Origin of the sequence: Labilibaculum sp. (genome assembly GCF_041595635.1) — a bacterium.
GTDB lineage: Bacteria > Bacteroidota > Bacteroidia > Bacteroidales > Marinifilaceae > Labilibaculum.
This window is the reverse complement of the sequence record NZ_JBFHJW010000011.1, coordinates 1-13931: the sequence shown is the minus strand read 5'-3', so window position 1 is coordinate 13931 and position 13931 is coordinate 1. Positions and strand designations below refer to the sequence as shown.

The 13931-nt window shown below is 36.0% G+C and carries 11 protein-coding genes; 7 read left to right on the top strand and 4 right to left on the bottom strand.

Annotated features, from left to right (window positions below; translation table 11 throughout):
- The first annotated feature begins 171 nt into the window (after positions 1–171).
- The 6 genes from pta to ABYT26_RS05065 all read left to right on the top strand — a co-directional run bounded on the left by pta (position 172) and on the right by ABYT26_RS05065 (position 9083).
- Positions 172–1173 (top strand): phosphate acetyltransferase, encoded by a 1002-nt coding sequence (pta, locus tag ABYT26_RS05090; RefSeq protein WP_372751811.1) that lies wholly within the window; start codon positions 172–174, stop codon positions 1171–1173.
- A 32-nt stretch (positions 1174–1205) separates the two neighbouring features.
- The gene (locus ABYT26_RS05085) at positions 1206–2414 is read left to right on the top strand and encodes an acetate/propionate family kinase (protein WP_372751810.1); all 1209 of its coding nucleotides are present in this window, start codon (positions 1206–1208) and stop codon (positions 2412–2414) included.
- Between the two features lie 195 nt (positions 2415–2609).
- Positions 2610–5648 (top strand): ATP-binding protein, encoded by a 3039-nt coding sequence (locus tag ABYT26_RS05080; RefSeq protein WP_372751809.1) that lies wholly within the window; start codon positions 2610–2612, stop codon positions 5646–5648.
- Positions 5649–5832: 184 nt separating this feature from the next.
- Complete coding sequence (locus tag ABYT26_RS05075; RefSeq protein ID WP_372751808.1) at positions 5833–6738, top strand: bifunctional enoyl-CoA hydratase/phosphate acetyltransferase; 906 nt, start codon at positions 5833–5835, stop codon at positions 6736–6738.
- Positions 6739–6848: 110 nt separating this feature from the next.
- Complete coding sequence (locus ABYT26_RS05070; protein WP_372751807.1) at positions 6849–7760, top strand: phosphate acyltransferase; 912 nt, start codon at positions 6849–6851, stop codon at positions 7758–7760.
- Positions 7761–7922: 162 nt separating this feature from the next.
- On the top strand, positions 7923–9083 hold the full coding sequence (locus ABYT26_RS05065) for a twitch domain-containing radical SAM protein (RefSeq protein ID WP_372751806.1): 1161 nt from the start codon (positions 7923–7925) through the stop codon (positions 9081–9083).
- A 520-nt stretch (positions 9084–9603) separates the two neighbouring features.
- Here ABYT26_RS05065 and ABYT26_RS05060 read toward each other — a convergent pair.
- A complete protein-coding gene (locus ABYT26_RS05060) occupies positions 9604–10617 on the bottom strand; it encodes a tRNA dihydrouridine synthase (protein ID WP_372751805.1) in 1014 nt (337 codons plus the stop codon).
- A 113-nt stretch (positions 10618–10730) separates the two neighbouring features.
- A complete protein-coding gene (locus tag ABYT26_RS05055; RefSeq protein WP_372751804.1) occupies positions 10731–11765 on the bottom strand; it encodes a rhodanese-related sulfurtransferase in 1035 nt (344 codons plus the stop codon).
- Positions 11766–11901: 136 nt separating this feature from the next.
- Between ABYT26_RS05055 and ABYT26_RS05050 the strand changes: the two genes are divergently transcribed.
- Positions 11902–12945 carry an NAD(P)/FAD-dependent oxidoreductase gene (locus ABYT26_RS05050; RefSeq protein ID WP_372751803.1) on the top strand — a complete coding sequence of 348 codons (1044 nt, stop codon included), beginning with the start codon at positions 11902–11904 and terminating at the stop codon, positions 12943–12945.
- A gap of 68 nt (positions 12946–13013) precedes the next feature.
- On the opposite strand, the gene ABYT26_RS05045 is transcribed toward ABYT26_RS05050, so the two are convergent.
- A complete protein-coding gene (locus ABYT26_RS05045; RefSeq protein WP_372751802.1) occupies positions 13014–13643 on the bottom strand; it encodes a hypothetical protein in 630 nt (209 codons plus the stop codon).
- A gap of 16 nt (positions 13644–13659) precedes the next feature.
- Positions 13660–13884 carry a hypothetical protein gene (locus tag ABYT26_RS05040; RefSeq protein ID WP_372751801.1) on the bottom strand — a complete coding sequence of 75 codons (225 nt, stop codon included), beginning with the start codon at positions 13882–13884 and terminating at the stop codon, positions 13660–13662.
- Positions 13885–13931: the final 47 nt, after the last annotated feature.

Below are 13931 nucleotides of genomic sequence, written 5' to 3'. Positions count from 1 at the left end.
TAGTAGTAAATTACGTTTTTATTTTAAAAGCAATCTTATTGAGAATGAATATTTATAGAAATTTTTGGAAAAAAAAGACGAAAAATTATTCATTTAGGAATCTAAAGTTTACGTTTTATTCCTATTTTTGCAAAGTCGAGATTACAAAACTGATTAAAATACTGAATACCAATGGACTTATTGCAGAAAATAAAAGAGAATGCACGTTTAAACAGTAAAACAATTGTTTTACCTGAAGGAACTGAAGAAAGAACTTTACAGGCAACTGATATTCTTTTAAGTGAGAAAATTGCTAAAATAATATTGATTGGAAATCCTGATGAAATTGCATCGGAAGCTGCTCGTTTAAACCTGAAAAATATTGACAAAGCAACGATTGTTGATCCTAAAAATCATGCCAAAATGGAGGCTTATGCTGAGATTTTAGTAGAATTAAGAAAGAAAAAAGGAATGACAATGGAAAAAGCCATGGTATTGGTTCAGGATCCATTGTATTTGGCAACTCTTATGATTAAAGCAGGTGATGCTGACGGAGAAGTAGCCGGAGCAATGAATGCTACTGGTGATGTATTGCGTCCTGCATTTCAAATTGTAAAAACAATGCCAGGTATTTCTGTGGTATCGGGTGCTTTTATTATGCTTTTAAAAGATAAATCATTTGGCGATAATGGAATGATGGTTTTCGCTGATTGTGCAGTACATCCTAATCCTACAGCAAGTGAATTGGCAGAAATTGCAGTTGCAACTGCAAAAACAACCAAAGCAATTGCTAAAATGGAACCTCGTGTTGCCATGTTAAGCTTTTCTACAATGGGATCGGGTAAACATGAAATGGTTGATAAGGTTGTTGAGGCAACTCGTTTGGCAAAAGAAATGGCTCCTGAATTTCAAATCGATGGTGAATTGCAAGCTGATGCTGCAATTGTAGAAGCCATAGGTGCTCAAAAAGCTCCTAACAGTAAGGTTGCTGGTAAAGCTAACGTTTTGGTATTTCCAACTTTGGAAGTAGGAAACATTGCTTATAAATTAGTTCAACGTTTGGCTGGTGCAGAAGCTGTAGGTCCTGTTTTACAGGGAATGGCAGCTCCTATCAACGATTTATCAAGAGGGTGTTCGGTAAGTGATATTGTGAATTTGGTTGCTATTACAGCAAATCAAGCTGCAGGATTATAATTAAATAGATAACAAACTAAATATAATTTCTTATGAACGTTCTAGTTTTTAATTGTGGTAGTTCTTCTTTAAAATACCAATTGTTAAGCATGGATAGCGAAGCTACTTTGTTGGCAAAAGGTCTTGTTGAACGAATTGGTCTTAAAGAAGGTAATCTTATTCACAAACCAGAAGGGAAAAGTAAATTTGAGCTTGTTCAAGACATACCCAATCATAGCGTAGCTATTGATCTTGTTTTAAAAGCACTTGTTGATAAAGAACATGGTGTTATTTCTAAGATAAATGAAATTGATGCTGTTGGTCATCGTGTTGCACACGGAGGAGAGTATTTTAAAGATAGTGCCATTGTTGATGAAGATGCTAAAAAGAAAATCGCTGCTTGTTGCGAATTAGCTCCACTTCATAATCCTGCTAACTTAGAAGGAATTCTTTCTATGGAAAAATTAATTCCTGGAATTAAGCAGGTTGCTGTTTTTGATACATCATTTCATCAAACATTACCTCCTGTGGCATTTATGTATGGTTTGCCATATGATTGCTACGAAGATCTTCGTGTTCGTAAATATGGATTTCACGGTACTAGTCACAAATTTGTTGCTCATAAAGCTTGCGATATTTTGGGATGGCAAATCGAAGACAAAAAGATTGTTAGCTGTCATTTGGGTAATGGAGCATCTGTTTGTGCAATTAAAGGTGGAAAATCAGTCGAAACTTCAATGGGATTTACTCCAAATGAAGGTCTGTTAATGGGTACTCGTACAGGTAGCCTTGATTTAGGTGCGCTTCTTTATATTTCTGAAAAGAAAAATTTGTCGATTGAAGAGGCAAACAAGATGATTAATAAGCAAAGTGGATTAGCTGGAGTTTCAGGTGTTTCTTCTGATATGAGAGATTTAGAAGCTTCTGCTGAAGGAGGAAATAAAAGAGCACAATTGGCATTGGATATGTTTACTTACAGAGTGAAAAAATTTGTGGGTTCTTACATTGCATCAATGGGTGGTGTTGATTTGGTTATTTTTACTGGTGGTATTGGTGAAAATGACATCCTTTCACGAGAAAAAATTGCTGGAGATTTTGGATACTTAGGCCTTGATTTTGATTTTGAAAAGAATAATGGTTTACGAGGTAAAGATGCAATTATTTCAAAAGAAGGATCAAAAGTAAAAGCAATGGTTATTACTACAAACGAAGAATTAGTAATTGCTTCGGATACGCAACGTATAGTTGAGGCTTTGAGCTAATGATATATTTGTAATATGTATAGTATATGCCCTGTCGGAAGACAGGGCTTTTTTTATTTTTAATTGTATTTTTTGAACTTTTTTTGTTAAATAATTCTTAAACGGTAGTTTTTTGGGAAAGTAATGGTTCTCCTATGAAACAAAAAGCTGTCGTTGTCGTTAAGGCCCTTATTAGTACATATTGAATTTAATTTAATGTTTAGAATGATATCCTTACTGTTTCGTTCCTTTTTTATTTTACTACTTTGTTCGGTTTCTTTTTTTTCTAATGGACAGAGAACGAATTTTCGTTTTTTTAATTACAATAAAGAGAATAAACTGAACGAAGAATTGGTTAAGTCTTCGCAGCAAGATTCCTTAGGGGTGTACTATTTTGCTACCGATGGCGGTGTTCTATTTCTTGAAAATGACCATTTTATTTTAGTGGATATACCTCAAGGAAAATCACGGTATTTTAAGGAAATATTTCGAAGAGATAATGGCGATCTTTTGGCCGTTTCCGATGATGCTATTTATCAAATTAAAAGGGAGTCAGGAAAAATAATCCTAAAATTGTTTATTGAATGCAACACCGATAACTCAAAACCCAAATACCCAAAGTATTTATTCGAAGATCAAAATAATAATTTATGGATTACGGATTATAATGATATTTTTCGTTATAAAAATGGATCGATTGAAAAATTTGCAATGGATGAAAAGAACAGAACTTCATCTTATGCTCGGTCATTTCAGTTTTTGGAAAGTGATAGTGGACGTTTACTTATTGTATCGCAACAAGGATGGTTTTATCAATTCGATGAAAATAAACATGAATTTGTCGAATCAGACCTGCATTTGATGCGTTTGGTATTTGCTTCCATTAAAATTGGAAAGAATGAATTTTTGTTGGGTACCTCTCAAGGAATTTTAAAAATTACTTATGATGAAAAGAATGGTCAATTAGTAAAGGAAGAAATAAAGCCTTCTATTTCAGCCTCTTGTTTTCATAAATTATCCGATAGCAAACTATTGGTGGGAACTTGGTTCCAGGGATTGATCGAGGTGGATCTTTCGGATGATTATAAAATCTATCCCATTGGTGGTTTTCCTTATTTTACCATTAATGATATACTTTTTGATCAATATGGTAAATATTGGGTGTCGACCAATTCGGGTATTGTTGTGATGGAAAAGAAATTTTTCTCCTATGAATTTCAAACATCTAACGCTGAATATATTTCCAGCATTAACCTTACTTCAGCAGGAAAACTTCGTTTTTCAGGACGAAATCAAGTTTTCGAACTTGATGAAAAAAGAAATATTATAAGTCTGGATTTTAATTTTGAGGGGGCATTGGATGTATGCGAGTTTTTTGGTGATTTTACATTTTTGGGGACCGAACAGGGTGATTTATTTGTGTATAAGGACAAGGAATTGATATCAAAATTGTCGATTTCCAATCATGCAATTACAAGCATAAAAATATCTTCGGAAGAAAGAATTTGGGTGGTTGCGAATAAAGAATTGTTTAAGTTTAACCTTAAAACAGGAATTGTTAAGAGTTATTTGAAAGAATTCAACGGTAAGCGTATCATTCAAAATATTCAATTAGATGATGAGCAAAATCTTTATATTGGCGCCGAATATAAGCATTCTTACTTGTTTAAATTTGATTTTATTACCGATAAAATTACAGATCTTTCTGTGCCAACGCCCTTCGAAATTAGTGAAGACTTTTGGGTAAGAGATATGAAATTTGATGAGGATACTCTCTATATGGGTACATCAGGAGGTTTGTTGAAATATAGTAATAAGTCCATCGAGAAGATGGATTTGGACGATATGACAAATAGTGAAGTGAATTCTTTGGCAATAGATAAAGACCATTCCATTTGGCTGACCACAAGTAAAGGAGTGATTCGAAAGCGGAAAAGTGATATTTCTTTGTTTACTCCTGATCAGGGTTTGCCATCGAAAACATTTACAACACGTAATTTGCTTGTTGATTCTTCTGGCTATTTATGGGTTGGTACTTCTAATGGCATTGCCTATGCACCAATTTTAGACTCAATTTTGTCAACTCCGACACCGGTGGTTTACCTAACAGACAGTGAAGGAGAATTGATCGGTCAGAATGATCTTATGTCCATAGCGGCAAATTCAATGTTACTATTGGATGTTTCAGCAAGTATTTACCCTCAAAAACAAAATCGTTTTGAATATTGTGTAATTCAGGCTTCACAACCGATCATCAAATGGAAAAAATTGTCGTCCAAAAATCAAATACTAATTTCGAAGTTAAAAGCGGGAAAGTATAAAATATGTATCCGTGGAAAACATGAAGGAAATTATAAATGGAGCGAGGCAAAAGTGATCCATCTAAAGGTTTCTCGAATTTGGTATTTTAGATGGTACGCAATTCTTTCAGGATGTTTGATTATATTATTACTGATATTTCTTACCAATCAATACAGTAAAAAAAGAACACAAAAAAATCTTCTTGAACTAGAGAAAATTGTTTCCGATCGAACCATTCAATTGCAAAATATAAATGATGAACTGTCCAATGCTAATATGGCTAAAGATAAGTTTATGTCGATAATTGCTCACGATTTAAGAAATCCGTTCAATGCCATTCGTGGTTTTTCACGCATTCTTTTGCAGGATAAAAATTTATTATCAGCCGAAGAGCGAAAAGAATTGGTGGAAACTATTTACAGAAGTTCAAATGATACCTATAAGCTTTTGGAAAGTCTGTTAGAATGGGCCAATGTTCAGAAAGGAAATTTCAAATTGAAGCCAGAGACATTTGATTTGAAAGAGTTTTTGGATAAAAATGTTGGTATTCACAAAAGTTTAGCTTCCCTAAAAGATTTGCATGTGAGCGGAGAATTCGATACTGCTATGGTGAAAGCCGATAAAGCAATGATTGACACGGTAATTAGAAACTTGTTATCCAATGCAATAAAGTATTCGTTCCCAAAGCAAACTATCAGACTAAAATGCAAGTTGGATAAGGATTTTGTTGTGGTGAAAGTAAGTGATGAGGGTGTAGGAATGAGCGATAAACAGTTGGAAAAACTTTTTAAAATCGATATGGTTTCTACAAGTGAAGGGACTGCAAATGAGACAGGAACAGGATTTGGTTTGATGTTAAGCAAAGAGTTTGTAGAACTGAACGGAGGTAACATTTGGGTTGAAAGTGAAAAAAATAAAGGAACGAGTTTTTACTTTTCGATTCCCAGAGGTTAGGTTTAAGTGAAATTTATTATAAATTGATAAATTGCCATACTTGCAATTCGTAACTAAATATATTTAATATTAAACAATTGTTTGTTTTTGATTTGTTTTTGAATGCAAATCATTATTAATTTTCTATTTTTGCCTTACAATACAAAGATAATATCCTTTCACAACGTCTAAATACAAATTGAAGATGATAACAGCCTTGGATCAAATTATTGATGTTCTTAAAAACAATCCGCGAAAGCGATTGGTTGCTGCCTATGCGAACGATTCGCATACCATAAGTGCGGTATATGATGCCATTCAGCATGCTATTATTTATGCCACTTTGGTGGGGGATCGCGCTGAGATTAAAAAGGTATGTGATGAGCATAGTTTTGATATCGGTAAATTTACCATTGTGCATGAACCCAATGAGATGAAAGCAACTGAAAAAGCGGTTGAATTGATCAATAAGGGAGAGGGTGATATGATTATGAAAGGATTGGTGAGTACTGATAAGTATATGAAAGCCATATTGAACAAAGAAAAAGGTTTGATGCCTCCCAAAGCTATTTTGAGTCATGTAGCGGTGATGCAAAATCCAAACTATCATAAATTATTGGTAGTGAGCGATGTTGCTGTGATTCCTCAGCCCGATTTGAATCAGAAAATTACTTTATCAAACTATGTGATTAATGTTGCCCGAGCTTTAGGTATCGACAAACCAAAGGTTGCATTAATTGCCGCTTCGGAACAGGTATTGCCTAAATTGGAATCTTGTGTTGATGCCGCAATCATATCTAAAATGGCCGATCGCGGACAAATTAAAAATGCATATGTTGATGGTCCTTTGGCTATTGATGTGGCTATTGATAAGGAATCTGCGGAAATCAAGAAATTGGATTCACCAGTAGCTGGCGATGCTGATTGCATGGTATTCCCAAATATCGAAGCCGGAAACGTATTTTACAAAGTAAATACAAAAATGGCCAATACTGAATCGGGAGCAATGGTTGTAGGAGCAAAATGTCCTGCCATTCTTTCTTCTCGTGGCGATAGCGTGAAAACCAAATTGTATTCTATTGCTTTGGCAGCTTTGGTAGCTTCAAAATAGGAATGGATAATCACAATAGACTTTAAAGCGTAGAAAAAGTCAATAACTGATATTTCATTCAACTAGTTTTTTAAGTTTTGCATTCTAAATCTTACACCAAATATAAAAATATGTCTCCAATACGTTCTCTCGATCAAATGGTTGAGCATCTTCGCGAAAGTGGGAAAAAGAAAAAAATTGCAGTGGCTTATGCACAGGATTCGAATACAATAGGTGCCATTGCAAAGGCGATTGAAGAAGGTTTTGTAGAGGCAGTGATGATTGGCGATGAGCAGGAAATTCGCTCCAAAGCAGAAGAGGAGGGAATTGATCCGGAAATTTTTACAATTGTTCATATTCCTAACGATGTGGCAGCAACAGCAGAAGCAGTTCGTATGGCACGTGCTGATGAAGTAGATGTGGTGATGAAAGGTTTGGTTGGAACTGATAAATTTTTGAAAGCTGTACTGAATAAAGAACATGGTTTACTGCCACCAAAGGCGGTGATGAGTTATGTGTGCGCATTGGATTTGCCAAAATACAATAAACTTCTCTTTGTTTCTGATACAGCAGTATTGCCCTTTCCGGATTTGAATCAGAAAATTGCCATGCTAAACTATTCGGTGAAGATGGCTCAGAAATTTGGAATTGAAAAACCAAAAGTGGCCTTGATTTCAGCAACAGAGAAACCAAATTCTGTTTTTCCTTCGAGCATTGATGATGCAATTATCTGCAAAATGGCTCAGCGAGGACAGATTAAAGATTGTATTGTTGATGGACCTTTGGATGTTTTCTTAGCTTGCGATCCTGCTTCAGTTGAAATCAAAGGGATTACCACTCCTATTAATGGAGATGCAGATTGTTTGGTGTTCCCATCATTAGAAGCTTGCAACTCGTTTTACAAAGGATTAATGTTGTTTGCAGGTGGCGAATTGGGTGGCTTGATTCAAGGAACAACAAAACCAGTTGTGGTAATGTCGAGAAGCGAAAGTGAAAAATCGAAATTCTATTGCATCGCATTATCTGTATTAATGGCAGACTAAGACGGTTAAGAATAATCAATTATTCATTAAAAGAGATGCGAGTTTTCGTGTCTCTTTTTTTGTTGCAAGCCCAGTAGTTGTTTAGATTTCATCTTAATCATCTTAATCATCTTTAATCTTAAAGAATCTTAAGGATATGCGTCTAATTTGTAACTTTGCAAAATGACAAATTCAAAACCATACTGTCTGATGCCTTGGATTCACTATCATGTAGGAAATGCAGGACGAGTAAAGGCTTGTTGCCTAGCGAACATTCCTTTGGGTGACTGCAATAGGCAATCTTTTCAGGAGATATGGAATGGAGACCCTATAAATGAACTAAGGGCGAAATTTGCCAGAGGCGAAAAAGATTCTCGCTGTGCTGTTTGTCAACGCTTGGAAAAGGCAGGAGGAAAGAGTGTGCGACAGGAAACTCATGAGAAATTTGGAGCAGATTTTATCAATACCAAAATCAGTTTGCCAGTTTATTTTGATATCCGTTTTTCGAATGCCTGTAATTTTGCTTGTCGTACCTGTTGGCATGGTGCCAGTTCGGGCTGGTTTCCAGAGGCCAAGCAGATGAAACGTAATTTGGGAGAGAAGGCTTTGCTGCAAAATGTTAAGGATTTTGATTCTTTCATTACCCAAACCGGAGAGGCTTTACTGCAGGCCAAAGAAATTTACTTTGCAGGTGGTGAGCCTTTGGTTACCAAAGAGCATTATCAGTTGCTACAATGGCTGGTTAAAAACAAGGCAACCCAAATGCGATTGCGCTACAATACTAATTTCTCACAACTAAAAATGGGTGATCAGGATGTTTTGGAGTATTGGAAACATTTCCGTGAAGTAGAGATTATGGCTAGCATCGATGCGCATGGAAAATTGGGCGAATACATCCGAAAAGGATTTAATTGGGAACAATTTCGAGCGAACAGAGAATTGATTCGTTCGCACAAGCACATTCGATTTGTAATTGCTCCAACCATTTCGGTTTTCTCCATTTTAAATTTACCAGATTTGTACCAGACTTGTCTGAAGGAGCAGATTATCGAGATATATGGATTGTACATTAATATGCTCGACCGACCCTTGCACTACAATACCAAAGCTTTGCCCGAAGCGTACAAACAAAAAGTGGTGAATAGATATCAAAAATTTTACCAATGGGCAAATAGGAAAGGCATTCCCGAAACTGTGATTGCACAGTTTAAGGAGTGTGTTACTTACATGCTGAGTGAGGACTTAAGCAAGCAGTGGAAAAATTTTGAAAAGGAAACGGCACTATTAGATGAAATGAGAGGGGAGAGTGTTGACGAAATGCTATTTGGCATTATAGAGAGATAAGAGGCGAGGTAGCCTTTTTAAAAAGCTGCCAAACGTTATGCTTACGCTTGGCAGTATAATAGGGAATATTCTAATTTTCTATTTTCAGCAAATGGTTTTTCCATTGCCAACTTTTGCATGTCAATCATCATTTTTATTTATTGTTAGTATTAAGTTTACATAATAGTTGATCTAAACACTGCTGAATCATAATAAAATAATTCACTAAATACACGTGATGATACCTAGTGGATGTATTGTTGTTGGTTAATTACAAATACTGATTTGTTTTATTAATTGTATTGATCAAAGGGTGTGGTTAGTGTTTGTTTTTTTGGAGGCTGGTAGCGACGAAAACACGGTTTCGAGTAGGTTGTAAGTATTCTTCCAAAGTTAGAAGATTCTGACAGCTTTGTATTTGGAAGTGGTGATAGGTGTTATTGTATTTAAGAGCACTGTGAAGCTCTATGCTCTCTGTGGCGAATACTTTTCGTTAAGGCACATCACAAAGGTACACCTAGGAAAAGGTCTGTATTTACTGCTAACTGTTCACTAATTGCTCTTCTTTAGTTTCTGTAAACCCATTAATTGCCTCATAAACTTCTTCAGCATTGCTAGTTGTCATTAGGGCATTGCGAAGGGCGGCGGCCTCATGAAATCCGTTGGTGTAAATCTTGAAAAATCGGCGCAGAATAGCAAAGTTTTTTTCTCTTGCCCAAGTTGCTTCAAATAGGCGAGTGTGTTCTTTTAGCATCGCTATCTTTTCTTCTTTACTTACGTTCACTTTATCGGGATGAAAGAAGTATGGATTTTTAAAAATACCACGACCAATCATCACTCCATCAACGCCATATTGTGCAATTTTTTGCAAGCCTTCTTCGTAACTTTCTACGTCGCCATTACCAATAATTTTGATGTGTGGAGCTTGTTCATTTCGCAATTGTACTGCTTTTGTTATTTCGTCCCAATCGGCCATTCCGTCTGACATTTGTGTTTGAATGCGACCATGAATGGTTAAAGCATCAATGGGCATTTTTAAGAGGTGAGAAATCCACTCTTCGGTAACTACTTTTTTATAGCCAATTCGGGTTTTTACACTTAAGGGAAGTTTGGTGGCTTCGCTAGTGGCCAGAATTATTTCTTTGGCAAGATCTGGTTGTTCAATTAGTGCAGAACAGCAACCATTTTTCACCACATTTTTTACCGGACAGCCCATATTAATATCAATGCCATCAAAATCGGTTTCTTTGGCTATGTATTGGGCAGTTTTGTAGTATTTATCCGGATCTTTTCCCCAAATTTGGGCAATCAGCTTCACATTCTTTTGTTTTAGCAGCATTTTCTCCGATTCATTAATTCGCAATCGGTGTTTTACCTTATGGTGGCCCACCGAATGACACATGCCTTCTACCGAGGTAAATTCCGAAAAAAGTAGATTCAGTTTACCTTCTTGCATATTCTTCAAAACCATTTCTCGAAATGACGTGTCGGTGACATCCTCCATGGGTGCTAGAGAGAAATTAGGGATTTGTATGTTGTGCCAAAAATTGTTCATGTTTATTAATTTTAGATGCTTTCACTGAATGAAGCAAGGCTTAAATGATAATTTAGTATGTTTATCGTTTTTTGGATGGCGTGTATTTATATTGAAAATTCTTAATTACTCATTTATAATTGAGAAAGCTTTGGTCTGATTCGCTGTCGGTAAATCTGGCTTTTACTGTATTTGTCGTGAAATTTAGAACGAAGTTTCACTCGTTCTTCCATGGGAAGCTGAATAATTTCGTTACACTCATCGGTACAGCAGCCATGGTAATGCTCACGACATTCGTCACACTGAATAAAGAGCAGATGGCAATCATCGTTGGCGCAATTGGTATGCGTATCGCAAGGTTTTCCGCACTGATGGCATTTGGCAATGACCTCATTATTGATGCTCTCGCCCAATCGTTCATCAAACACAAAATTCTTTCCTCTGAATTTCGAATCCATCCCGAGCTGTTTTATTTCCTGAGCGTAAGCAATAATGCCGCCGTGCAATTGATTAACATCTTCGAAACCATGATGCTTAAGGTAGGCACTGGCTTTTTCGCAGCGAATGCCTCCAGTGCAATACAACAATACTTTCTGATCTCTTTTGTCTTTCAGATTGTCAACCACCAAATCGATTTCTTCACGGAAAGTATCAACATCAGGACAAATGGCATTTTCGAAATGACCGATTTCGCTTTCGTAATGGTTTCGCATATCTACAACAATGGTATCGGGTCGGCTCACTTGCTCGTGGAATTCGAGTGGAGAGAGATGATTTCCTACATTGGTTACATCAAAGGCATTGTCGTTTAAGCCATCGGCTACAATTTTTGGTCGTACTTTTACAATCAGCTTGTAGAATGATTTCCCATCATCTTCTACGGCCCATTTTATTGGCATGTCTTGTAGTTCAGTCAGACTATTCATGTGAGCAAAAAAAGCTTCCATATTTTGCTTAGGGATACTCATTTGTGCATTAACACCTTCGCGGGCTACGTATATTCGTCCTTTGCAGTTCAATTCGTACCATTTAAGATACAAGTGATCGCGAAATGCTTGTGGGTCTTCTAGTATCACATATCGGTAAAAAGAAAGGGTTTTCCGGCTAAAATTTTCTTTTTCAAGTTGTTTCTTGAGTTCTTCTTTGCTAAGTTTATTGTGAAGTAGCATTTTGTTATTCTAATTTAGAATTAATAAACATTGTAAAAGTAAATGTTTTTTGCATTCAAACAACAGACTTGAGAAAATATAAAGATAATTTGGTCTGAAATAGCTAGCTTTGCATTCATATTTTTAATAGGAGTTTATGGAAAAACAATTTCTGATTGTTGGACAGGGGATAGCAGGATCCTTGTTGGCTTATAACATGTATAAGGCTGGATTAAATTTTACGATTATTTCGAGTCCTCATAAAAGCAAAGCTTCTGATGTTGCTGCAGGGATGTTTAATCCTCTTGTTTTTAAGAGACTAACCAAAAGTTGGATGGTAGATGAGGTCTTGCCTGTGATGATGGAGACTTATGGTGACATAGAGAATGAGCTTGGTCAAAAATTCTTGTTTCCTATGGATATCATTAAGCCGTTGGCCGACCATGAATTAAAAATGTGGAAGGAACGCATTGAACAAGGGCAATTTTCGGATTACATTGTTGAAATTGGTAAAAATTCTGTGGGTAAAGGAATTAAAGGTTTTGATTTTTATGGACGAGTAACAAATTCGGGTTATGTACACTTGGAAAAAATGCTAAATAGTTTGCGAGATTTTTTCTTAAAGGAAGGACTTTTGATTGAATCGGAGTTTAAATACAAAGATCTGGGTTTTATTGATGGTGAGATTACCTGGCATGGAATATCTGCCGAGACTATTGTGTTTTGTGAAGGGCATCATGCATCAGAAAATCCTTATTTTAAAGGAATTGGTTTTAATCCTACCAAAGGCGAATTACTCGAAATAGAATGCGAAGGATTAGCTGAAGATTACATTCTCAATAAAAATTTATTTGTGATGCCTCTGGGCAATCATCGTTTTAAGGTGGGAGCTACTTACGACTGGAAAAACTTAGATGTGGAGTTGACTTTAGAAGCTCGAAAGGATCTTCTTTCACGTTTGGAAGGTTTGATTGAATTGCCATATAAGGTACTAAATCATTGGGCAGGAATTCGGCCAACGGTAATCGATAGACGTCCTATCTTGGGAACTCATCCTTTGCATAAGCAAGTAGCCATTTTAAACGGATTGGGTACCAAAGGAGTGATGTTGGCACCATATTTTGCTCGTGAAATGGTGCGCGTTCTCTCGGTAAATGGTTATCCTTTGGCAAAAGACGTAGATATTCGCCGATTTTTGTAGATATAAAAAACCTCTGCCTTTTGCATTGTAATGCTAAAACAGAGGTTTTTATCAATTTAAATTTGATTTTATTCTTTTTCTAATCTTATTTTTGCGACTTTTTCTTCTAGGGCTTTAACTCTGTTTTCTACAGAATTGATTTTTTCAAGTTTGGCCTTATACATTTCGTCGGTAGTTTTGCCTTGGCTTTTTTCGAGTTCTAATTTTTCTCGGGCATTTTTAATTCTTTCTTTAGCCATTTTAATTTTCTCATCCGATTGGTTCACCGTTTGATCCAATTCATTTTTGCGTTTTTCTCGCATCATTTTCACTTGTTCGGCTCTTTCTTGACCAAATTCTCTTCCTTTTAGGTCTTTATCCTTGCCATAAGCATTGCCTTTTTCTTTCATTTCAGATTTCATGGCAGCACCTTTTTCCATCATATCCTCTTTTTTGCCTTGCATATCACCTTTGGCATCCTGCATCTTTTCTTTATTTCCTTCGCGATGCATTTCCATCTTGTCTTTTCCATCTTGTCCTTTTTCTTTGAATTCCGATTTTTTGTCCTTCATCATTTTTTGGATGGAATCCTTTCTTTCTTGTTGTACTTTCTCAAGTTTGTCTTTTCCCTGCTTTTCCAGGCCTTTTTGGGCAAGAAGTAACTGACTAGTGCACATCATCATACACAGGCATAGCAGACTTATTGTAAATTTTTTCATCTCGTTTAGTTTAGGCTTATAAATCTTCTAACATTTCATCGATTTCCTCTTCGGCATCTTCAATTTCTTCTTTTGCCTTTTCCATAGTGGTAGAGAGAGAATCAACAATCGTAGTTTCCATTTCATCTACTTCTGTTTCCATTTCTGTTTTTAATTCTTCTGTTTCGATTTTTGGTTTTTTGTCAGCGCAAGCCACAAATAGGAAAGAGAAGAGTACGAGTAGTAAGCTTAATTTTTTCATCACATTAATAAGTTTAAGTTAGATAATAGGAATTGCAAAGAACAGTA

Excerpts from the sequence above, each read along its gene's own strand:
- pta (WP_372751811.1), top strand. The coding sequence starts at position 172 with ATGGACTTATTGCAGAAAATAAAAGAGAATGCACGTTTAAACAGTAAA.
- ABYT26_RS05085 (WP_372751810.1), top strand. The coding sequence starts at position 1,206 with ATGAACGTTCTAGTTTTTAATTGTGGTAGTTCTTCTTTAAAATACCAA.
- ABYT26_RS05080 (WP_372751809.1), top strand. The coding sequence starts at position 2,610 with ATGTTTAGAATGATATCCTTACTGTTTCGTTCCTTTTTTATTTTACTA.
- ABYT26_RS05075 (WP_372751808.1), top strand. The coding sequence starts at position 5,833 with ATGATAACAGCCTTGGATCAAATTATTGATGTTCTTAAAAACAATCCG.
- ABYT26_RS05070 (WP_372751807.1), top strand. The coding sequence starts at position 6,849 with ATGTCTCCAATACGTTCTCTCGATCAAATGGTTGAGCATCTTCGCGAA.
- ABYT26_RS05065 (WP_372751806.1), top strand. The coding sequence starts at position 7,923 with ATGACAAATTCAAAACCATACTGTCTGATGCCTTGGATTCACTATCAT.
- ABYT26_RS05060 (WP_372751805.1), bottom strand. The coding sequence starts at position 10,617 with ATGAACAATTTTTGGCACAACATACAAATCCCTAATTTCTCTCTAGCA.
- ABYT26_RS05055 (WP_372751804.1), bottom strand. The coding sequence starts at position 11,765 with ATGCTACTTCACAATAAACTTAGCAAAGAAGAACTCAAGAAACAACTT.
- ABYT26_RS05050 (WP_372751803.1), top strand. The coding sequence starts at position 11,902 with ATGGAAAAACAATTTCTGATTGTTGGACAGGGGATAGCAGGATCCTTG.
- ABYT26_RS05045 (WP_372751802.1), bottom strand. The coding sequence starts at position 13,643 with ATGAAAAAATTTACAATAAGTCTGCTATGCCTGTGTATGATGATGTGC.
- ABYT26_RS05040 (WP_372751801.1), bottom strand. The coding sequence starts at position 13,884 with ATGAAAAAATTAAGCTTACTACTCGTACTCTTCTCTTTCCTATTTGTG.